The organism is Halobacterium sp. R2-5 (assembly GCF_011734195.1).
Taxonomy (GTDB): Archaea; Halobacteriota; Halobacteria; order Halobacteriales; family Halobacteriaceae; genus Halobacterium.
The window spans coordinates 829,845-847,439 of record NZ_JAANTH010000001.1; the positions used below are offsets into that span (position 1 = coordinate 829,845).

General features: G+C 70.9%; 22 protein-coding genes. 7 read left to right on the forward strand and 15 right to left on the reverse strand.

From position 1 onward, the window contains the following. Window positions 1-2: 2 nt before the first annotated feature. From G9C83_RS04410 to G9C83_RS04425, 4 genes are all read right to left on the reverse strand, one after another. Window positions 3-668 carry a GNAT family protein gene (locus G9C83_RS04410; protein WP_167244896.1) on the reverse strand — a complete coding sequence of 222 codons (666 nt, stop codon included), beginning with the start codon at window positions 666-668 and terminating at the stop codon, window positions 3-5. After that, complete coding sequence (locus G9C83_RS04415) at window positions 668-1,231, reverse strand: GNAT family protein (protein ID WP_167244897.1); 564 nt, start codon at window positions 1,229-1,231, stop codon at window positions 668-670. The genes G9C83_RS04410 and G9C83_RS04415 overlap by 1 nt, the downstream gene beginning before the upstream one ends. Window positions 1,232-1,392: 161 nt before the next feature. Beyond that, entirely contained in the window at window positions 1,393-2,076 is a 684-nt protein-coding gene (locus G9C83_RS04420; protein WP_167244898.1) for a long-chain fatty acid--CoA ligase, read from the reverse strand. Window positions 2,077-2,116: 40 nt separating this feature from the next. Continuing rightward, the gene (locus G9C83_RS04425; RefSeq protein ID WP_167244899.1) at window positions 2,117-3,166 is read right to left on the reverse strand and encodes a phytoene/squalene synthase family protein; all 1,050 of its coding nucleotides are present in this window, start codon (window positions 3,164-3,166) and stop codon (window positions 2,117-2,119) included. 168 nt (window positions 3,167-3,334) lie between these two features. Between G9C83_RS04425 and G9C83_RS04430 the strand changes: the two genes are divergently transcribed. Beyond that, window positions 3,335-4,477, forward strand: coding sequence for an acyl-CoA dehydrogenase (locus G9C83_RS04430; protein ID WP_167244900.1), 1,143 nt, complete (start codon window positions 3,335-3,337; stop codon window positions 4,475-4,477). A gap of 143 nt (window positions 4,478-4,620) precedes the next feature. Then, window positions 4,621-4,872, forward strand: coding sequence for a hypothetical protein (locus G9C83_RS04435; protein ID WP_167244901.1), 252 nt, complete (start codon window positions 4,621-4,623; stop codon window positions 4,870-4,872). 99 nt (window positions 4,873-4,971) lie between these two features. On the opposite strand, the gene G9C83_RS16230 is transcribed toward G9C83_RS04435, so the two are convergent. The 4 genes from G9C83_RS16230 to G9C83_RS04455 all read right to left on the reverse strand — a co-directional run bounded on the left by G9C83_RS16230 (window position 4,972) and on the right by G9C83_RS04455 (window position 8,031). Further along, on the reverse strand, window positions 4,972-6,189 hold the full coding sequence (locus G9C83_RS16230) for a DUF418 domain-containing protein (RefSeq protein ID WP_167244902.1): 1,218 nt from the start codon (window positions 6,187-6,189) through the stop codon (window positions 4,972-4,974). A 106-nt stretch (window positions 6,190-6,295) separates the two neighbouring features. After that, window positions 6,296-6,613 carry an AzlD domain-containing protein gene (locus G9C83_RS04445; protein WP_167244903.1) on the reverse strand — a complete coding sequence of 106 codons (318 nt, stop codon included), beginning with the start codon at window positions 6,611-6,613 and terminating at the stop codon, window positions 6,296-6,298. Beyond that, entirely contained in the window at window positions 6,603-7,346 is a 744-nt protein-coding gene (locus G9C83_RS04450) for an AzlC family ABC transporter permease (RefSeq protein WP_167244904.1), read from the reverse strand. Before G9C83_RS04450 ends, G9C83_RS04445 begins: the two co-directional genes overlap by 11 nt. Before the next feature lie 79 nt (window positions 7,347-7,425). Beyond that, window positions 7,426-8,031 (reverse strand): hypothetical protein, encoded by a 606-nt coding sequence (locus G9C83_RS04455; protein WP_167244905.1) that lies wholly within the window; start codon window positions 8,029-8,031, stop codon window positions 7,426-7,428. Window positions 8,032-8,132: 101 nt separating this feature from the next. Here G9C83_RS04455 and G9C83_RS04460 point away from each other — a divergent pair, with 101 nt between their 5' ends. From G9C83_RS04460 to G9C83_RS04470, 3 genes are read left to right on the forward strand one after another with little or no spacing between them, the layout of a single operon-like run. Continuing rightward, entirely contained in the window at window positions 8,133-8,408 is a 276-nt protein-coding gene (locus G9C83_RS04460; RefSeq protein WP_167244906.1) for a hypothetical protein, read from the forward strand. A gap of 48 nt (window positions 8,409-8,456) precedes the next feature. Next, window positions 8,457-9,626 (forward strand): thiolase domain-containing protein, encoded by a 1,170-nt coding sequence (locus G9C83_RS04465; RefSeq protein WP_167244907.1) that lies wholly within the window; start codon window positions 8,457-8,459, stop codon window positions 9,624-9,626. Beyond that, window positions 9,623-10,018, forward strand: a complete 396-nt coding sequence (locus G9C83_RS04470; RefSeq protein ID WP_167244908.1) for a Zn-ribbon domain-containing OB-fold protein — start codon at window positions 9,623-9,625, stop codon at window positions 10,016-10,018. Before G9C83_RS04465 ends, G9C83_RS04470 begins: the two co-directional genes overlap by 4 nt. Here G9C83_RS04470 and G9C83_RS04475 read toward each other — a convergent pair. Genes G9C83_RS04475 through G9C83_RS04485 form a run of 3 tightly spaced genes read right to left on the reverse strand, consistent with a single transcriptional unit; the run spans window position 9,995 to window position 12,372 of the window. After that, complete coding sequence (locus G9C83_RS04475) at window positions 9,995-10,930, reverse strand: alpha/beta hydrolase (RefSeq protein WP_167244909.1); 936 nt, start codon at window positions 10,928-10,930, stop codon at window positions 9,995-9,997. The two genes, G9C83_RS04470 and G9C83_RS04475, sit on opposite strands and share 24 nt — an antisense overlap. A gap of 43 nt (window positions 10,931-10,973) precedes the next feature. Beyond that, window positions 10,974-11,954 carry a methylmalonyl Co-A mutase-associated GTPase MeaB gene (meaB, locus tag G9C83_RS04480; protein ID WP_167245681.1) on the reverse strand — a complete coding sequence of 327 codons (981 nt, stop codon included), beginning with the start codon at window positions 11,952-11,954 and terminating at the stop codon, window positions 10,974-10,976. 1 nt (window position 11,955) lies between these two features. Then, the gene (locus tag G9C83_RS04485; protein ID WP_167244910.1) at window positions 11,956-12,372 is read right to left on the reverse strand and encodes a cobalamin B12-binding domain-containing protein; all 417 of its coding nucleotides are present in this window, start codon (window positions 12,370-12,372) and stop codon (window positions 11,956-11,958) included. 164 nt (window positions 12,373-12,536) lie between these two features. On the opposite strand from G9C83_RS04485, the gene G9C83_RS04490 reads away from it, so the two are divergent. Continuing rightward, the gene (locus tag G9C83_RS04490) at window positions 12,537-13,139 is read left to right on the forward strand and encodes a DUF420 domain-containing protein (RefSeq protein ID WP_167244911.1); all 603 of its coding nucleotides are present in this window, start codon (window positions 12,537-12,539) and stop codon (window positions 13,137-13,139) included. A gap of 191 nt (window positions 13,140-13,330) precedes the next feature. After that, a complete protein-coding gene (locus G9C83_RS04495) occupies window positions 13,331-13,774 on the forward strand; it encodes a hypothetical protein (RefSeq protein WP_167244912.1) in 444 nt (147 codons plus the stop codon). A gap of 3 nt (window positions 13,775-13,777) precedes the next feature. On the opposite strand, the gene G9C83_RS04500 is transcribed toward G9C83_RS04495, so the two are convergent. The 4 genes from G9C83_RS04500 to cyoE are packed head-to-tail and all read right to left on the reverse strand — an operon-like array spanning window position 13,778 to window position 17,458. Next, on the reverse strand, window positions 13,778-14,521 hold the full coding sequence (locus G9C83_RS04500; protein WP_167244913.1) for an ABC transporter permease: 744 nt from the start codon (window positions 14,519-14,521) through the stop codon (window positions 13,778-13,780). Next, entirely contained in the window at window positions 14,518-15,426 is a 909-nt protein-coding gene (locus tag G9C83_RS04505; RefSeq protein ID WP_167244914.1) for an ABC transporter ATP-binding protein, read from the reverse strand. The genes G9C83_RS04500 and G9C83_RS04505 overlap by 4 nt, the downstream gene beginning before the upstream one ends. Window positions 15,427-15,475: 49 nt before the next feature. Continuing rightward, the gene (locus G9C83_RS04510; RefSeq protein WP_347877773.1) at window positions 15,476-16,132 is read right to left on the reverse strand and encodes an ABC transporter ATP-binding protein; all 657 of its coding nucleotides are present in this window, start codon (window positions 16,130-16,132) and stop codon (window positions 15,476-15,478) included. Beyond that, window positions 16,133-17,458, reverse strand: coding sequence for a heme o synthase (cyoE, locus tag G9C83_RS04515; RefSeq protein WP_167245683.1), 1,326 nt, complete (start codon window positions 17,456-17,458; stop codon window positions 16,133-16,135). Between the last annotated feature and the right edge of the window lie 137 nt (window positions 17,459-17,595).

Consider the following 17,595-nt stretch of genomic DNA (forward strand, 5'->3'; position numbering starts at 1 on the left):
CCTCACTCCCACTCGCGGCGCAGCAGGTCGTAGCGCACCTCGTCGTAGTAGTCGCCGTCGATGTACCGCGACTCGCGGCGGCGCGCGACCTGCGTGAACCCCATCGCCTCCAGCAGCCCGCGGGAGGCGTCGTTGAACTCGTAGGCGCCCGCGGTGATGCCGTGGACGTCGAAGTTCTCGAAGACGTAGTCGATGCCCGTCTCCGCCATGTCGCGGCCGTACCCCTCACCGTGGTAGTCGGGGAGCAGCCAGTACGACAGCCACACGCGGTCGCTGCCGACGTTCCGCGCGTTGAAGCTCCCGATGGGCGTCGTCTCCCCGTCGTCGGGACTGCCCCGCGGGGCGTCCTCCTCGTCTCGCGGCTCGTCGCCGTCTTCTCGCGGGCTCGGCCCGCTCGAACGGTCCGAGGGACTCCGTCCCTCGCTGCTCGACTGTTCCGCGGCGGTCGCCGCCGCGCCTTCAACGCACGCGACGAACGTCGCGGTGCGCTCGCTCTCGATCCACTCCTCGATTCCCTCCTCCTGCTGGGCGCTCGAGCGGTGGTGAATCGAGCCCAGCGAGTACCGGATTCGGGGGTCCGTCGAGGCCCGCTGGAGGAACTCGGCGTCGTCGCGCTCGACCGTGCGGAAGACGACGCGGTCGCCCTCCGTGACGACTGGCCCGGGCATTATTCCTCCCACTCCTCGCGGAGCAAGCCGTACTGGATGCCGTCGCGGTACTCGCCGTTCACGAACCGGCGCTCGCGGTCGCGGCCCTCGTTCGTGAACCCGACCGCCTCGAACGCCTCGCGGACGTAGTCGTTGCCCTCCAGCACCTCGGCGCCGACCGTGTGGGCGTCGTACGTCCGGAACAGTCCCTTCAGCGCGAGTTCGAGCGCGGGCGCGCCGTGGCCGTCGCCGCGGTGCTCCTCGGGAGTCCACAGTAGGAGCCGCGGGCGGTCGCGGTCGACGTGGTGGGCGTACACGAACGCCACCGGCGTCGTCTCGTCGTCCTCGGGATGGCCGTAGGGCGTGTCCTCGTCGTCGACGCACGCGAGGTAGGCGGCGTTCGAGTCATCCTCGAGTTCTTCCTCGACGAACTCCTCGACTTCCGCCTCGCTCTTCGGCGTCTGCTCGTGGAGGCTCGTCCGCGCGTAGGGGTCCGTGAACAGCCGCTGGAGGAACGCCGCGTCGTCGCGCTCGACGGTCCGCAGCACGAGGTCGTCGCCGACCTCCAGGACGGGGCCGGGCATCACTCGCTCACCCCCTCCGCGTCGTCGTCGCTGCTCGACTCGGCGTCGGCGAAGCGGCGAGTGTCGTCGCCGCCGTAAATCACGAAACGGGGCATGTCTCCCCCATTTCGCCCCCGGATTAAAGCGATTTCGCGAGAGTGGTATCCACTCGCACTCGCCGGCTACAGGTCGACGCTGCCGGGCGATACGACCCGGTCCTCGGGCGCCTCGTCCGCCGCGACCGCGACCGTTCCCGCCCCGCCGGCGGACGGGAGCAGAATCGACGCGCCGGCGAGCAGCGGCGCGAGCACGCCCGCGACGACGGTGCCCGGGTCGGCGAGCGGCGCACGCAGGGCGACCCGGTCGTTCTCGTCGTACGTCTCGGCGACCCGCTCCGCCGCTGCGACCGCGTCGCCGTGCGCCACTCCCGCGAGCAGTTCCGTCTCGGCGGTCACCGTCGGCTCCGGGAACGTCGGATTCTCGCTCCAGACGTCGCGCTCGAAGTACATCCACGACGGGTCCGCGGGCGGCTCCCCCCAGCCGACGCGCTGGCCGCCCGGCGGCAGGTCGTACTCGCCGAGCTCCGCGGTCGGCCCCGCGAGCACTCGCGCCTCGACGACGCGGTCCGGCCCGAACTCCACGGTCGCGCCGAGCAGCGCCGCGCCGAAGAACGTGTGCAGCGCTGCCGGCGCGGGCACGTCGAGAATCGCGACCCCGGCGCCCTCGCGGACGCCGCGGTGGCGCAGCGCGTTCCCCGTCTTGTACGCCCGCGACCGGAACTCGCGGGCGTCGTGGACGCGGCCGGCGCGAAGGACCGGCCGGTCCGGGTCGTCGAGACTCGCGACGACGTCGGCGACAGTCTCCATGCGAGGAGGTCGCGCCGGCAGGGACTAACGCGTTCCGGGTTCAGGCCAGCGGCCGGGTCGAGATGCGTTCGCGCAGCCGCCCGAGCGCCGACCGGTCGAAGTCCCCCGTGACGCGGGTCAACACCGCGTGGACCTCCGCCCGCGAGACCTTCACGTCGCCGTCCGCGACGACGTCCTCCGGCCGGTCGCGGAGCTCCCGCATCGTCCCGACCGCCAGCAGGTACGGGACCGTCCACGCCGCCACCGTGTTCCCGCGGGTCGTCGGCATCGCCTCCAGCCACCGCTGCGCGCCGTCGGCGTACCCCCGCGCGCGGTCGACGACGCGCTCGACGACGTTCCCCACGCCCTCCGCGTTCGACGGGTCCGCGACTGACTCGGGGTCGACGCCCGCCTCGTCTAACCACGACGCCGGCAGGTAGACGTTGTTCTCCTCGTGGTAGTCCGGGCGCACGTCTTTCGCGACGTTCACGAGCTGGAGGAGCAGCGCGAACGACCGCGCGTGCTCGCGCATCGTCGCCGCGTCCTCGCGACCGGCGTCCGCCGCCAGCAGCTCCGTGACGAGCTCGCCGACGGTCCCAGCGACGTACCAGCAGTACTCTTCCAGCTCCTCGACGGACTGGATGCGGAGCCCGCCGTCGTCGGCGTACCGCTCCACGAACGACGCCATCCCCGTCGTCATCTCGCGGACGGTCGGGCGAATCGCGTCCTGCGCGTCCGCGTCGAGGCTCTCGAACGCCCGCAGCACGCGCGCCGCCTCCGCGACGACCGTCCAGTCTGCGTTCGGGTCCTCGGGCAGATGGGGGTCGACGGCAGCGCGGAACTCCTCGGCGGTCGTCTCGCCGTCTGGGTCCAGCACGCGGTCGTACGTCCGCAGGAGCGCGGCCTGCTCGTCCGGCGGTATCGACGTGGCGTCCTCGACCGTGTCGGCCACCCGGCACAGCAGGTAGCCGACGCAGATTCGGGTCGCCATCGGCTCCTCGAGCGCGTCGACTGTCAACGCGAACGTGCGGGAGACGTCCTGCACGGCGTCGTGACACCACGCGCGCTCGTCGGCCGCGGGCTGGGGGTGCTCGGTGTGGCCTCCGACCATCGCTATACCCCCCATTAAGGGAGCACGCGCAAAAAGGGCCGGGGCCCGGACCGCCGCTCCAACCGCCGTTTTCGTCGGTCCTCGGACGACGTAAACAGTGTCCGTCGGGTGGGCTTCCACCGCCACAAGTATGAGAAAAGTAAAGGAACGACGCGGCAAGATTCCCGCATGGACTTCAGCCTCAGCGACGAGCAGCGCCAGATCGAGGAGATGGTCGCGGAGTTCGTCGACGAGGAAGTGATTCCGCGCGCGTCCGAGATCGACCGCGAGGACGAGTTCCCGCGGGACCTCGTCGACGAGATGAGCGACCTCGGCCTGATGGGGATGCCGTTCCCCGAGGCGTACGACGGCGCGGGACTGGACTATCACTCGTACGCCATCGCGCTCGAAGAGATCTCGCGCGGGAGCGGCGGGCTCGGGACGATCGTCGCGGCGCACACGAGCCTCGCGGGGAACATGCTCTACCAGTACGGCGACGACGACCAGAAGTCCGAGTACCTCGCGGCGATGAATCGCGGCGACGACGTCGGCGCGTTCGCGCTCTCGGAGGCCGGCGCCGGCTCGGACGTCCCGTCGATGGAGACTACTGCCGAACGGGACGGCGACGAGTACGTCGTGAACGGCGGGAAGCTCTGGATTTCGAACGGCAGCGTCGCGGACACGGTGACGCTGTTCGCGAAGACCGACCCCGACGCCGGCCACCAGGGCATCTCCTCGTTCGTCGTCCGCCCGGAGGAGGACGACGGCTTCCACGTCGAGGGCACGGAGGACAAACTCGGCGACAAGGGCTGTCCGACCGCGGAACTCCGCTTCGACGACATGCGCGTCCCCGAGGACCGGCTGCTCGGCGAGGAAGGCGACGGCTTCCGGCACGCGCTCGAAACGCTCAACGGCGGTCGCATCACCATCGCCGCGCGCTCCATCGGCCTCGCGCGCGCCGCCCTCGACGACAGCCTGGAGTACGCGCAGGCCCGCGAGCAGTTCGACCAGCCAATCAGCGACTTCCAGGCGATTCAGCACAAGCTCGCGGACATGGACACGAAGATCCAGTCCGCGGAGCTGCTGATGCACCGCGCCGCGGACAAGAAGATGCGCGGCGAGGACTTCATCAAGGACGCCGCGCAGGCCAAACTCTACGCCTCCGAGATCTCCCGAGAGGTCACCAACGAGGGCATCCAGATTCACGGCGGCTACGGCTACACGAAGGACTTCGCCGTCGAGCGCTACTACCGGGACGCGAAGCTCAACGAGATCTACGAGGGCACCAGCGAAGTGCTCCGGAACACGATTGCTCAGCGGCTCCTGAAGTAGCGGTTAGCTGTCGTCGTCTGTACTGTTCCTTTATTCGGCGTCGAGGGTGAGCAACTGCACAGACGAATCAGTCACTGACAGACCGGCGCCCGCGAGTATCAGATACATAGAATATTTCCGGGAGACGGTGAAAGGACGCCCGTATGTCTGATCGGCCCTCCATTCCGCAGGCACGAGCGGTATCGTCGTACATAGCGGACGGCGCACGTATCGCCGCCATCCTGATCATCTGGGGCGTCATCTCCGCCGTGTTCACGTACGGAGTGAGCGATCTGGGGCTGCCGTTCGAGCGAGTCTGGCTCCAGCTCGGTCAGCTATTCGCCGTGACTGGCGTCCTCAACGCCGTTCTGTATCTCCTGTACCGCACCATCGATTATTGGCGGGAAGCCGCGTAACGCCTTCAGCCGCGGCTGAAGCACCGGTCTGCACAGCGGCCCAGCAGTCCGGCTTTTCGCTCTCTGACGTCCGGCTGAACGACGAAACTGCGCCGAGCGTTACTGCTCGTCCCCGTTTCGCAGTCTGAGCGGCTGGCGCTCGCCGTACGTGAGCGTGCGCCAGAGCCACTCCATCGGGCCGTAGCGGTAGCGCCGCAGCCAGAGCACGGAGAGCACGACCTGCACGACCCAGATGGCGGCGACGACGCCGAGCGCCTCCGCACGACTCACGCGCCCGAACAGACCGAGGCCGTGGCCGTAGAAGATGGTGGTGGCGAGCACGCTCTGGAGGATGTAGTTGCTGAACGCGGTGCGGCCGACGGCGGCCAGCGTGCGAGTCAGGACGCCAGCGGGGCGCCACTGGGCGTACAGCATCACGAGGCCGACGTACGCGAGCGCGAGCGGGATGGCCCCCCAGTAGAAGAACTGCTGCCAGAGCAGGCCCGCGGCCGGCGCCCAGTCGTTCGCCTGGATGTACCAGACGCCGGCGAGCGTCGGTGCGAGGCCGAGCACGCCGCCGGCGACGACGAGCCGGCGGTAGAACCGCGGCGAGCGGTCGTTCGTCAGCACGCCCCAGTCGTACAACGCCATCCCAATGAGCATCGACCCGCCGACGCGCCAGCCCGTGGCCCCGAGGTAGCCGGAAGTCTGGCGGCGGAACGACGACGAGACGCGGTGGTCCATCTGTTCGAGCCAGCCGCCGCGGTAGGTCGCCACCTCCGCGCGGAGCGCGGCCTCCGCGGGCTGCCACGTCTGCGCGAACGACGAGAGGTCCGCGAACAGCGCGGCCCACACCTCCGTGGCCGAGGGGACCGCGAGCAGGCCGAGACCGACGCCGACGAGCCAGCGCGGGGACTCGTCGCGCGCGAACACGACCCAGAACGCGGTGACGCCGTACGCGAACAGGATATCGCCGTACCACAGCAGGTAGGCGTGCGCGAGCCCGAAGACGACGAGCCAGCCCGCGCGCCGGAAGTGCAGGCTGAGCGTCCCGATTTCGTCGCGGTCGCGGGTGCGGGTGAAGAGGACGACGCCGGCGCCGAACAGCATCGTGAACAGCGTGATGAACTTCTGCTCGACGAGGACGTGGCCGGCGAACCACGCCCAGTAGTTCGCGCCCGAGAAGTCGCCGTACGCCGTCGGGTTCAGCAGCACGATCTCGGGCATCGAGAACAGCCGGATGTTGATGACCAGGATGCCGAGCAGGGCGAACCCGCGGAGCGCGTCGAGGCCGACGATGCGCTCGGACGGCGGCGTCGGCCCGCTCTCGGAGCTCACCGCTCGCCCTCCCTCCGTGTTCCCCCGCTGCGTCCGTTCTGCTCCCGGCGGCTCATCTGTCGTCTCTCCAGTCTCGGAGTCGACACAAAAAGTGTGCGAATGCGCGCTACAGGACGCTCCGCGCCGCGGCGACGACGCCGACGCCGACCGCCAGCGACACGAGGAGGTTCCCGGTCTTGCGCGCGACGGCGAGCGTCGCGGCGGCGGCGACCCACTCGGGGAGCCCGCCGTCGGCGAGCGCGGGCGTGACGAACGCGACGACGACCGCGCCCGGGAGCACGTCGATGCCGGCTTCCGCGCGCTCGGAGAGGTCGACGTGGCCGAGCAGCCAGAAGCCGCCCGCCTTCGCCGCGTACGTCACCGCGGCCATCGCGAGAATCACACCGACGACGGCGGGGTCGAGCCGGAGCGCTTCAATCCTCATAGGTCACCACCTCCGCCGCGGCGCCGGCGAGCGCGCCGACGAGGATGTACCACTCGCCGGGCACGACGGCGTTCGTCGCGAGCGCAGCGGCGGCCGCGGCGACCCACGGGCGCAGCGACTCTTTGCCCCCCCAGAAGCCCGCGGCGAGCGTGAGGAACAGCGCGGTCGCGACGAAGTCGAGCCCGTACGTCGCGGGGTCGCCGACGAGGTCCCCCGCGGTCGCACCGACGGCCGTGGAGGCGATCCACAGCAGCCAGAGGACGACGCCGCTGCCGAACAGGAACGCGCCGTTGCGGCTCCCCGACCGCAGCGCGCCGATGGACAGCGCCCAGTTCTCGTCCGCGAAGAAGAACACGCTCCCGTACGCCTCCAGCGGGTCGAGCTGGCCGAGCCACGGCCGCAGCGCCGCGCCCATCAGCACGTACCGGAGGTTCACGAGCAGCGTCGTCGAGACGACCGCGACCACCGGAATCGGGTCCGCCCACAGTTCGACCGCGACGAGCTGGGCGGCGCCCGCGACGACGGTCGCGCTCATCACCGCGGCCTCCGCGACGCTCAGGCCCGCGCGGCGCGCGACCACGCCGAAGACGACGCCGTAGCCCGCGACGCCGACGGCGACCGGGAACCCCGTGACGAACCCCTCGCGGAACCCCGCGGCGGTGAACTCCACGGACTGGACGTCATCGTCTGCGTCCCGTTCGCGGCGCTCGGCGGCCGGTTCGGCTTCAGCCAACGCTACCCCTCCGCGTGACAACTCGCATCGTCGGGAACCAGGGCGCCCGGCGTGAAAACGACTCCGGGAACGACTGCGCTCACTGCGACTGACCGGTCCGCCGGCGGGCCGTCCCACGGTTCCGGGAGACGGCGAGCGCGCCCGCGACGAGGACGACGCCGAGCGCGAGCCCCGCGACGGATTCCAGCGATGTGTGCGCGCCGGTCGCGACGCGGCTCCACACCATCGCGCCGGGGACGACGAGCAGCGCCGCGAACCGCCGGTCGACGGTCGCGAGGTAGACGACCGGGACCGCGGCGTACAGCACGTGGCTCGACACGTCCCACAGCGGGACGACGACGGCGTGGACGACCGACGTCGCGACCAGCAGCAGGCAGTACTCCGGCCCGACGGAGTCGAGGTTCTGGCGCGTCCACGCCAGCCAAATGAGGCCGAATCCGACAATCAATCCGACGCTCGCGTAGAAGTCGTCGCCGCCCGGCACGCCGCCCGCCACGAGGCTCGGGCCGCCAGCGTACACGGCGAACGCGAGCGTCCACCCCGCGAGGACGGCGCCCAGTCGGACCGCGAGCGCGCGCTCGCTCCAGTCCCGGGCGCGCCACTCGTAGGCGACGAGCAGCGCGGTCGCTTCGAGGACGAACAGCTCCGGCGCGAACACCGTCGAGTACAGTCCTGCGAGCCCCATCGCTGTACGCGACGCACTCGCCGCGCAGCCAATAGACGTTGTGGACTCCCGCCGACGGCGGACCCGTCGTGTTTTTCCCCTGCCCGGCCGAATCGCCGACGATGACCGAGGAGACCGCCGAGGACGACGGCGTCACCGCCCGCTACTACGAGACCGACACCGAGCGCGTCCTGGCGTTCGAGCGCGACGGGCAGACCGCCGCGGTCGCGCAGAACGTCGAGGGGTACGCGATGCTGAAGGTCCGCCCGAGCGCCGACGGCGACGAACTGGAACGGTACTACGGCTTCGACATGGCCCTCGACCACGCCGCGGAGCTGCTGGGCGTGCGCCCGAACGACCTCCCGGTGCCGGACGCCGCGGCGGACATGGGGATGTAGGTCCGCGGTCCCCCACACCTTTTCACGCTACTCGGCGAACCACCGGGTATGACGAAGGTTCGAGTCGCGGGCGCCGGGATGACGCCGTTCGGCAGTCACCCCGAGCGCACGACCCGCGACCTGTTCGCGGAGGCCGGCACGAGGGCGCTCGACGACGCCGGCGTCGACCGCGGGGACGTCGAGGCCGTTCACTACGGTAACTTCATGGGCGCGCTGAGCGAGCACCAGGGCCACCAGGGACCGCTCGCGGCGGAGGCACTGGGCGTGCAGGCGCCCGCGACGCGCTACGAGAGCGCGTGCGCGTCCAGCGGCGTCGCGCTCCGGCAGGCCGTCCGCGACGTCCGGAACGGCGAGGCGGACGTGCTCGTGGTCGGCGGCGCCGAGCGCATGACGAACCTCGCGACGGCCGAGTCCACGGAGGTGCTCGCCATCGCCGCCGACGAACTCTACGAGGTGCGCGCGGGCGTCACGTTCCCCGGGGCGTACGCGATGATGGCGGCGGCGTACTTCGAGCAGTTCGGCGGTTCGCGCGAGGATCTCGCGCACGTCGCGGTGAAGAACCACGCGAACGCCGTTGGAAACCACCACGCGCAGTACCAGCGCGAGATCACCGTCGAGGAGGTGCTGGACTCGCCGGCGGTCGCGGACCCGCTACATCTCTACGACGCCTGCCCGATCACGGACGGCGCGAGCGCGGTCGTGCTCGTCAGCGAGGACTACGCAGAGGACAACGGCCTCGACGCGGGTGTCGCCATCACGGGCACCGGCCAGGGCGGCGACCGGATGGCGCTCCAGGACCGTGAGGACGCCGCGACGTCGCCCGCTGCGACGGCGGCCGCCGAGGAAGCCTACGGGGACGCCGGCGTCACTAGCGACGACGTGGACGTCGCAGAGGTCCACGACTGCTTCACCATCGCGGAGGTGCTCGCGCTGGAGTCGCTGGGGTTCTTCGAGACCGGCGAGGGCGTCACCGCCGCTCGCGAGGGCGTGACGACCCGGGACGGCGACCTCCCAGTGAACCTCTCGGGCGGCCTCAAGGCGAAGGGTCACCCGGTCGGCGCGACGGGCACGAGCCAGGTCGCGGAGCTCACGAAGCTGCTGCGCGGCGACCACGTCAACAGCGAGCACGTCCCCGACGCCCGCGTCGGCGTCGCGCACAACGCCGGTGGGACCGTGGCGAGTGCCGTGGTCCACGTCCTCGAAGAGGTGGGAGAATGACCGACACGAGCGAGGAGCGCGTGCGCGACGCGGGCTTCGACGACCTGCTGGACGCGCTCGCCGAGGGCGACGGCTACTATCTGGCGTGCGCGAACGGCCACGGCAGCCTGCCGCCGCGGCGCGTCTGCCCGGAGTGCGGGAGCACGGACCTCGACGAGGAGCCGCTGCCGGAGACCGGCGAGGTGGCGACGTACACGCAGGTCCACGTGCCGGCGCCGTCGTTCGCCGACGACGCGCCGTACGTCACCGCGGTCGTGGACTTCGGACCGGTGCGGCTCACGGGCCAGGTGCTCGCGGACTACGAGGACGTGGAGATCGGCACAGAAGTCGCGCCGACCGTCGGTGAGACGGAGACGAACGGCGAGCGCCTAGTGCGTTTCGAGCTTCGGTAGGTCCTCGCGGACCGCGTCGAGGAACACCTCGGGCTGTTCTGCGTGCGGGAGGAGGCGGGTCTCGTCGACGACGACCAGTCGCGCGTCCGCGCTGTCGGCGATGTCCCGGCCCTCCGCGAGCGTCGTGATCGTGGCCTCCCGGCCCCAGACGATCGTGACGGGGCAGTCGCGGGCGGCGAGTTCGGCGCCGAGGTCGACGTCGGGGTCGAGGAAGCCGCCGGCGAACGACGCGGGCGCGAACCGCGCGCCCGCCTGGTGGGCGGTCCGCCACTGGTAGTCGAGGAGGTCGACGGGGACGCGGTCGGGGTAGTAGAAGCCGTCGCGCTCGTCGAAGTACTTCAGCGACGGCTTCGAGGTGAGCGCGTCGAACGCCGCGGCGCCGGCGACGGGCGACCTGAGGAAGCCCCGTACCCACGGGCGCCGCGGACCGGTGTCCGCGGTCGGGCAGACGAGCAACAAGCCGGCGACGTCGGCTTCGTCGGCCGCTATCGACGCCCACGCGCCCGTCAGTGACGACCCGAGGACCACGGGGTCGTCGGCGACGTCGCCGACGAAGTCCGCGACGAACTCCTCGTACAGCGAGGACGTGTACGCGACGGGCGGCCGGTCGGTCCGCCCGAACCCGGGGAGGTCGGGCGCGATCACGTGGTAGTCGTCGGCGAGCTCGTCGAAGACGCCGGAGAACTCGCGGGAGGACGCGGCCGCGTGGACGCCGTGCAGGCAGACCACGTCGGGGTGGTCGCTGTCGCCGGCTTCGGTGTACGCCACGTCGAACCCGCGCCAGCGATAGGTGTCGTGGGTACCCGGGAGCGCGGGCGGGAGGTCGCCCGCCTTCGCGCGGAGGCCGCGGTTGAGGAGGCCCGCGGCCGCGACGGTGCCGGCAGCGCCAGCGAGTAAGCTGCGAAGTCGCATACCAGCGCGTTCGACAGCCAGTCGCTTAGCCGTTGTGACAGAATCAGTCCCGGCGCTCGTCCAGACAGTCCGCGAGCGGCCCGACGACGTCGTCGGCGACGTCGTACGGCGTCGTCTCGCCCGCGTCGATGCGCTCGACGAGCTGGTCCACGCCGCCGCGCGCGTCGAGCTCGTCCTCGATGAGTTCGCTCGCGTCCTCCCGCAGGAGGTTCCGGAGCTCCTCGGCGTGGCGCTGGTAGCGCTTGTCCTCGCGGCGGCCCGACTCGTCGAGCCAGCCCGCGTGCTCGCCGAGCACGTCGAGGAAGTCACTCACTCCTTCGCCGCTGTTCGCGACCGTCTCGACGACCCGCGGCGTCCAGTCGCCGGGCTCGGCGTCGCGCATGTCGAGCATGTTCTTGAGCTCGGTGACGGTCTTGTCCGCGCCGGCGAGGTCGGCCTTGTTCACGACGAACACGTCCCCGATTTCGAGGATGCCCGCCTTCAGCATCTGGACGTCGTCGCCGGATGACGGTGGCACGAGCACCGCGACCGTGTCCGCGGTCTTCACCACGTCGACCTCGTTCTGGCCGGCGCCCACGGTTTCGATGATGATCTTGTCCTTCCCGAACGCGTCGAGGGCCTTCACGGCGTCCGCGGTCGCGGTCGACAGTCCGCCGAGGCTCCCCCGAGCGGACATCGACCGGAAGAACACGTCCATGTCCGTCGCCGTCGAGGCCATCCGGATGCGGTCGCCGAGCACCGCGCCGCCCGTGAACGGCGACGACGGGTCGACGGCGATGACGCCGACGGTGAGCTCCTGGTCGCGGTACGCCGCCGCCATCTTGTCCACGAGCGTCGACTTCCCGGAGCCCGGGCTGCCCGTGATACCGATCACGTCCGCGTTCCCCGTGTGCGGGTAGAGCGCGGCGACGAGGTCGCGGTAGCCCGACGACCGGTTCTCGATTCGCGTGATGGTGCGCGCGAGCGCCCGGTGTTTCCCGGCGAGCAGCTCGTCGACGAGTTCGGGGGCGTCCTGGGCGGCCATCTCAGTCACGCCGCTTGACGTTCCCCCGGATGAACTCGATGGTCTCCTCCATCGGCGTCCCCGGCCCGAAGATGGCGTCCACGCCAGCCTCCCGCAGGCCGTCGCGGTCCTCGTCGGGGATGATGCCGCCGACGATGATGAGGGTGTCCTCGAAGGCGTCGTACTCCTGTAGGCCCTCGACGATCTTCGGGACGAGCGTGTTGTGCGCGCCCGAGAGGATGGAGATGCCGAGCACGTCGACGTCCTCCTGGACCGTCGCCTGCACGATCTCCTCGGGGGCCTTGTGGAGCCCGGAGTAGATGACCTCGAACCCGGCGTCGCGGAACGCCCGCGTGATGACGTGGGCGCCCCGGTCGTGGCCGTCGAGTCCGACTTTGGCCACCAGGCACCGGATGTTCCGCTGGGATTCGTGGCTCATGTTCGAGAAGTTGCCACATACGCGTTTTACTCTAACGGACTTCTATTACAGTTCTGCTTGCGCTATCCAAACTCCGGTTGCACCACGGCGTCGGCGGTGCGCGGGAACCGGCCCGCGCCACAGGAAACGAAAACGGGTTGGTGGGCGCGTCCCAACCACCGCGCATGACTTCCGTCTCCGAGTACGCGCGAGCCCACCCGCGACGCGTCACCGTCGTCCTCTCGGTCGTCGGGTACGCGCTCGTCGCCGCCGCCTTCTCCGGCGTCGTCCCGCTGTTCCCGCCGCTGTCGGACGAGACCGTGCTCCTGTTCTCGGACGCCATCGCCGTCGTGAACACGCTCGCGCTCACCGCCCTGCTCGCCGGCGCGGTGTTCATCCGCCGCGGCGACGTCGACAAGCACCGGGCCGCCATGCTCACCGCGTTCGCGCTCATCTGCGTGTTCCTCGTGCTCTACCTCTGGAAAGTCGGCGGCGGCTTCGAGAAGTCCATCGTCATCGAGGAAGGCCAGCTCCTCGCCGCTTACGCCGGCATCGTCGAGATTCTCTACCTCCTCATGCTCGCCGTCCACATCTTCCTCTCCGTCGTCGCCGTCCCCGTCGTCCTCTACGCGATTACGCTCGGGCTGACGCACACGCCGGCAGAGCTCCGGGAGACCAGTCACGCCAAGTACGGCCGCATCGCGGTCGCCGCGTGGTCGCTGTCGCTGTTTTTGGGTGTCGTCACCTACTGGATGCTCAACCACGTCTACTCCTGGGTCCCGCGCTAGACCTGTTCCCCAGCGACGCTCGTTCCTCTGACGGCTACGCTTCTTCGAAAGCCCCGGCGGGCTCGCGGTCGCTCGTGGACATATCTGCTCGCTGCGCTCGCAGATAGTGGTCCGCGAGACGACCACGCAAACGCGAGCCCGCCGCCCCTTTCATTCCCACCCTGTGTCGGTTGTCGAGTCGGCAGTAATTCGTGTGTGAACGCGGGGGCATCGACAGCTACTTGCGCGGCGAATTGCGAGAGGACGCCAGCATGGACGGCGACGCGGACGACGAGCAGGTGTGGCGGTGCAAGGCCTGCGGCACCCGGCAGCCCGACCCCGAGCCGCCGTGCGAGCGCTGCTGGAACACGACGTTCGTCTCCGGTGAGGGCGCGGACGACGTCGTCCGGCCGACCGCCGAGCCGTCGCCGGACGCGACCGCGCTCCGCGTCGCGCAAGCGCAGTCCGTCGCCTCGCGCACTGGCGCCGTCGCCGCGGTGCTCGCGGTGCCGCTCGGCGTCTCCCAGTGGGTCCTGTCGGGCGCGCTCGCCGGCCTCGCGTTCACGCTGTGGGTCGGCGTCAGCGCCGTCGCCGTCGCGCTCTTTCTCGTCGCCGGCGTCGCCAAAGCCGCCGACAGCACCGGGTTCGTGGAGTAGCGCTCACTCCGTCCACGGAATCGCGAGCGTGCCGACGGCGAACGCGACCACCGCGAGCACGACGACGACGGCCGCGTTCGTCGTCACGTCCCCGCCCGAGTACGTCGCCGCGCGGACGCCCCGCGCGAAGTACGCGAGCGGCGAGAGGTCGACGACGGGCCGGAACCACGCGGGGAACAGCTCCGGCTGGACGAACGTCTCCGAGAGGAAGAGCACGGGCAAGGCGATGCCGTTGCTCGCGGCGATGGCGCCGTCCTGGCCGTCCGCGTAGCTCCCGATGACCGCGCCGACGCCGCAGAACACCACGGACGTGGCGGGCACGAGCACCGCGAGCCACGGCGAGAGCGCGAACGACGCGCCAGTCGCGAGCAGCGCGACCAGCAGTACGGCCGACGCCGCCGCGATGAGCGCGACGTTCACGAGCGTGTGCGCGGCCAGCCACTCCGCGCGCGTCAGCGGTGTCGTCGACAGCTTCTCGAAGCGGTTCCCCTCGCGGTGGCGCGCGACCGTGCTGCCGACCCGCGACAGCGGCGTGAACAGCACGACGGTCGCGAGGTACGCCGGCACGTAGTACGCGGTCGGCTCCGTGAACAGGCCGCCGCTGCCCGAGGTCGTGCGGACGAGGCCGGCGAAGATGACGATGAGCAACACCGGGAAGAAGAACGTGAAGAACACCGCCGTCCGCCGCCGGAGGAACGTCCGGTAGGTCGCCGTCGCTTCCGCACGAATGCGGGCGAGCCGGCTCATCGCCGCACCTCCGCGCCCTCGACGTCGCCGGCGAGCGCGAGGTACGCGTCCTCGAGCGTCGGCTCGCGCCACGACAGCGCCTCGAAGTCGACGCCGGCGTCGTCGAGCGCCGCGACGACCTCGCCGATGGCCTCTGGCGCGACGCCGGAGAAGACGAGCCCCTCTCGTGTACTCTCGGGGTCGAAGCCCGGCACGTCGGGGGACTCCGCGGATCCCTCCGGGAGTTCGACGACGAGTCGCGGTCGGCCGCCGTGCTCGGCGACCAGTTCTCTGGGGGTCCCGGTCGCGGCGACCTTCCCGTCGGCGAGCAGCGCGACGCGGTCGGCGAGGCGCTCGGCCTCGGCCATGTCGTGCGTGGTGAGGAAGATGGTCGTTCCCGAGTCCGCGAGCCCCTCGAACACGCGCCAGAGCGCGCGCCGCCCCGCGGGGTCGACGGCTGTCGTCGGCTCGTCGAGGAACAGCACGTCCGGGGCGTTCACGAGCGCTGCGGCGACGCACGCGCGGCGCTGTTCGCCGCCCGAGAGGTCGCCGTACCACGTCTCCGTGTCGGGGTCGAGGCCGACCTCCGCGAGCACCGCGTCGGGGTCGCGGGCGTCGTCGTAGAGGCCGGCGTAGTAGCCGACCAGTTCGCCCGCGGTGAGGCGGTCCGGCGGGGAGAAGTCCTGCGGGAGCAGGCCGACGCGCTGGTCGTTGGCCTCGCCTGGCTCGTCGCCGAGCAGTTCCACGCTGCCGCTGTCCGGGTTCGTCGTGCCCGTGAGGCAGCGCACGAGCGTCGTCTTGCCCGCGCCGTTCGGTCCGACGAGCGCGAACACCTCGCCCTCGTCGACGGACAGCGAGACGCCGTCGACCGCGGCGGTGTCGCCGTAGGCCTTGTGTACGTCCTCGGCGACGACTGCGGGAGTCATACCTGGGAGTCGGCGGGCGCGGACGTAAAGCACTGCGGAACGCGGCCGGCTACCGGGTCGGCCGCCAGACGAGCAACAGCACGGAGGAGACGAACACCACGGTGGAGAGGCCGTACGGGTCGTTCTGCGCCGCGGACGCGACCGCTGACGCGCTGCCGAACGCGCCCGTGAACACGGTCGCGGCGACCGGCCACGTACAGCTCACGCACGCGAACAGCCCGAGGAAGCCCGCGGCGCCGGTCTTCGCGGCGTCGAGGACGGTCGCTGCGACGAGGTACGCCAGCGTCGCGTACCCGATCACCTTGAACGGCAGCAGGCTGACGGTGAACCCGGCGCCGCTGTAGAGGAGCGCGGGACCCCAGCCCGGGGAGAGCCACGAGACCCGCGCGCCGAGGTCGGCGCCGTGGAACATGTACAGCCCGCCGACGCCGCCGAGCACGAGGAAGTACGCGAGCGCGACGCCGAGCGCGAGCAGGCGCTGTCGTGGCGGCGCGTCGGGCAAATCCACCCGCCAGGCCGCCCAGATGGAGGCGTTGATCCAGACGAACGGGTACGCCAGCACCACGGGGTCGGTCGCGACCGACGACGCCACCGCGAAGTACAACAGCACGACGGCGAGCTCGCCGTTGAGTATCAGTGCGGCGTACAGCAGCGCCTTCCGCGTCGGCACGAACCGGCCCGGCGAGAGCGACACTGACGCCCCCACTCAGACCACCATCGCGTCCACGACGACCGCCACGAGCAGGCAGCCGAGGTAGGCGTTCGACGCGTGGAACGCGCGCATCGCTGCGCTCCGGTCGCGTTCGCGGTGCAGCCGAACTGCGGCGTACAGGAACACGGCGCCGAAGACGACCGTCGTCGCCGCGTACAGCACGCCGAGGCCGGCGAACTCCGAGAGCGCCACCGCGGAGACGAGCGTCGCGCCGAGGTAGTAGACGATGTGCTTCCGGGTGGTGGATTCGCCGCTGACGACCGGCATCAGCGGGAAGCCGCCGCGCTCGTAGTCGTCCTTGTACGCCAGCGCGAGGTTGTAGAAGTGCGCGGGCGTCCACAGGAAGATGACCGCCGCGAGCGCCAGCCCCGCGACGCCCACGTCGCCGGTGACGGCGGCCCAGCCGATGAGCGCGGGGAGCGCGCCCGCGGCGCCGCCGATGACCGTGCTCTGACGGGTGTTCGGCTTCAGCACGAGCGTGTAGACGACGGAGTAGAACACGATGGCGGTGAACCCGAGCGCCGCGGTCAGCGGGTTCACGCTGTAGAACGCGGCCAGCGACGCCGCTGCCAGCGTCACGCCGAACGCGATCGCGTTGCGCTTCGGGATGCGGTCGTTCGCGAGCGGGCGGTCGTCCGTGCGGGACATCTTCCGGTCCTTCTCGCGTTCGAGCACGTGGTTGAAGGTCCCGGACGCGCCGATGGCGAGCACGCCGCCGCCGAGCGTCAGCGCGATCGTCTCGACGCGGAGGCTCGGACCCGCCGCCAGCGCCATGCCGGCCGCGGCGACCAGGCAGAGCAGCCACATCAGCCGCGGCTTCGTCAGCCGGAAGTACGCGTACGCGGTCGCCAGCGGGCCGGACGCGGGGACGCTGTCGTCGCCGTCGTCGCCTTTCGGCTCGCCCTCCCACTCCACGGAGGGCAGGTGGCCGGTCTGGGCTTCCAGCGTCCACGCGAGCGCGGCGACCAGGCCGGCGAAGATGAGCACGCCGAGCGCGAGGTGCGCGCCGCCGAGCGCGGCCGACCCCGGCGACGTCGCCGTGAGCGCGCCGACCGCCACCTGGACGGGGTAGGCGGCGAGTGCGATGGTGACCGCGGCGCGGACGCGGCCGGAAGTCTCCTGGCGCCACGCCAGCACCGCGGCTGCGAGCACGAGCACGCCGGTGATTACGGCGGCCGTGCGGTGGCCCCAGACGACGGCCAGCGAGACTGAGTCGAGGGCGTACCAGCGTCCGTCGCAGGCCGGCCACGACTGGCACGCCGCGGCCGCGTCCGTCAGTGCGGACGTCGCGCCGACGACGAGCAGCGTGTAGACGCCCATTGCGGCCGCCGCGAGCACCGCCGTGAACCGGTCGGGGATGTTTCGAGTCACGAACGTCTCTCTTCGGGGGGTTACAACGGCTCCCACTTAGCCTGTCCGACTCGCCGACGCCCCGATTCAGCACCTATTTATGGAAC

Excerpts from the sequence above, each read along its gene's own strand:
- G9C83_RS04470 (WP_167244908.1), top strand. The coding sequence starts at position 9,623 with ATGACCGACACGAGCGAGGAGCGCGTGCGCGACGCGGGCTTCGACGAC.
- G9C83_RS04465 (WP_167244907.1), top strand. The coding sequence starts at position 8,457 with ATGACGAAGGTTCGAGTCGCGGGCGCCGGGATGACGCCGTTCGGCAGT.
- G9C83_RS04505 (WP_167244914.1), bottom strand. The coding sequence starts at position 15,426 with ATGACTCCCGCAGTCGTCGCCGAGGACGTACACAAGGCCTACGGCGAC.
- G9C83_RS04435 (WP_167244901.1), top strand. The coding sequence starts at position 4,621 with ATGTCTGATCGGCCCTCCATTCCGCAGGCACGAGCGGTATCGTCGTAC.
- G9C83_RS04500 (WP_167244913.1), bottom strand. The coding sequence starts at position 14,521 with ATGAGCCGGCTCGCCCGCATTCGTGCGGAAGCGACGGCGACCTACCGG.
- G9C83_RS04445 (WP_167244903.1), bottom strand. The coding sequence starts at position 6,613 with ATGAGGATTGAAGCGCTCCGGCTCGACCCCGCCGTCGTCGGTGTGATT.
- G9C83_RS04420 (WP_167244898.1), bottom strand. The coding sequence starts at position 2,076 with ATGGAGACTGTCGCCGACGTCGTCGCGAGTCTCGACGACCCGGACCGG.
- G9C83_RS04415 (WP_167244897.1), bottom strand. The coding sequence starts at position 1,231 with ATGCCCGGCCCCGTCCTGGAGGTCGGCGACGACCTCGTGCTGCGGACC.
- cyoE (WP_167245683.1), bottom strand. The coding sequence starts at position 17,458 with ATGGGCGTCTACACGCTGCTCGTCGTCGGCGCGACGTCCGCACTGACG.
- meaB (WP_167245681.1), bottom strand. The coding sequence starts at position 11,954 with ATGGCCGCCCAGGACGCCCCCGAACTCGTCGACGAGCTGCTCGCCGGG.
- G9C83_RS04475 (WP_167244909.1), bottom strand. The coding sequence starts at position 10,930 with ATGCGACTTCGCAGCTTACTCGCTGGCGCTGCCGGCACCGTCGCGGCC.
- G9C83_RS04460 (WP_167244906.1), top strand. The coding sequence starts at position 8,133 with ATGACCGAGGAGACCGCCGAGGACGACGGCGTCACCGCCCGCTACTAC.
- G9C83_RS04455 (WP_167244905.1), bottom strand. The coding sequence starts at position 8,031 with ATGGGGCTCGCAGGACTGTACTCGACGGTGTTCGCGCCGGAGCTGTTC.
- G9C83_RS04410 (WP_167244896.1), bottom strand. The coding sequence starts at position 668 with ATGCCCGGGCCAGTCGTCACGGAGGGCGACCGCGTCGTCTTCCGCACG.
- G9C83_RS04425 (WP_167244899.1), bottom strand. The coding sequence starts at position 3,166 with ATGGTCGGAGGCCACACCGAGCACCCCCAGCCCGCGGCCGACGAGCGC.
- G9C83_RS04485 (WP_167244910.1), bottom strand. The coding sequence starts at position 12,372 with ATGAGCCACGAATCCCAGCGGAACATCCGGTGCCTGGTGGCCAAAGTC.
- G9C83_RS04430 (WP_167244900.1), top strand. The coding sequence starts at position 3,335 with ATGGACTTCAGCCTCAGCGACGAGCAGCGCCAGATCGAGGAGATGGTC.
- G9C83_RS04490 (WP_167244911.1), top strand. The coding sequence starts at position 12,537 with ATGACTTCCGTCTCCGAGTACGCGCGAGCCCACCCGCGACGCGTCACC.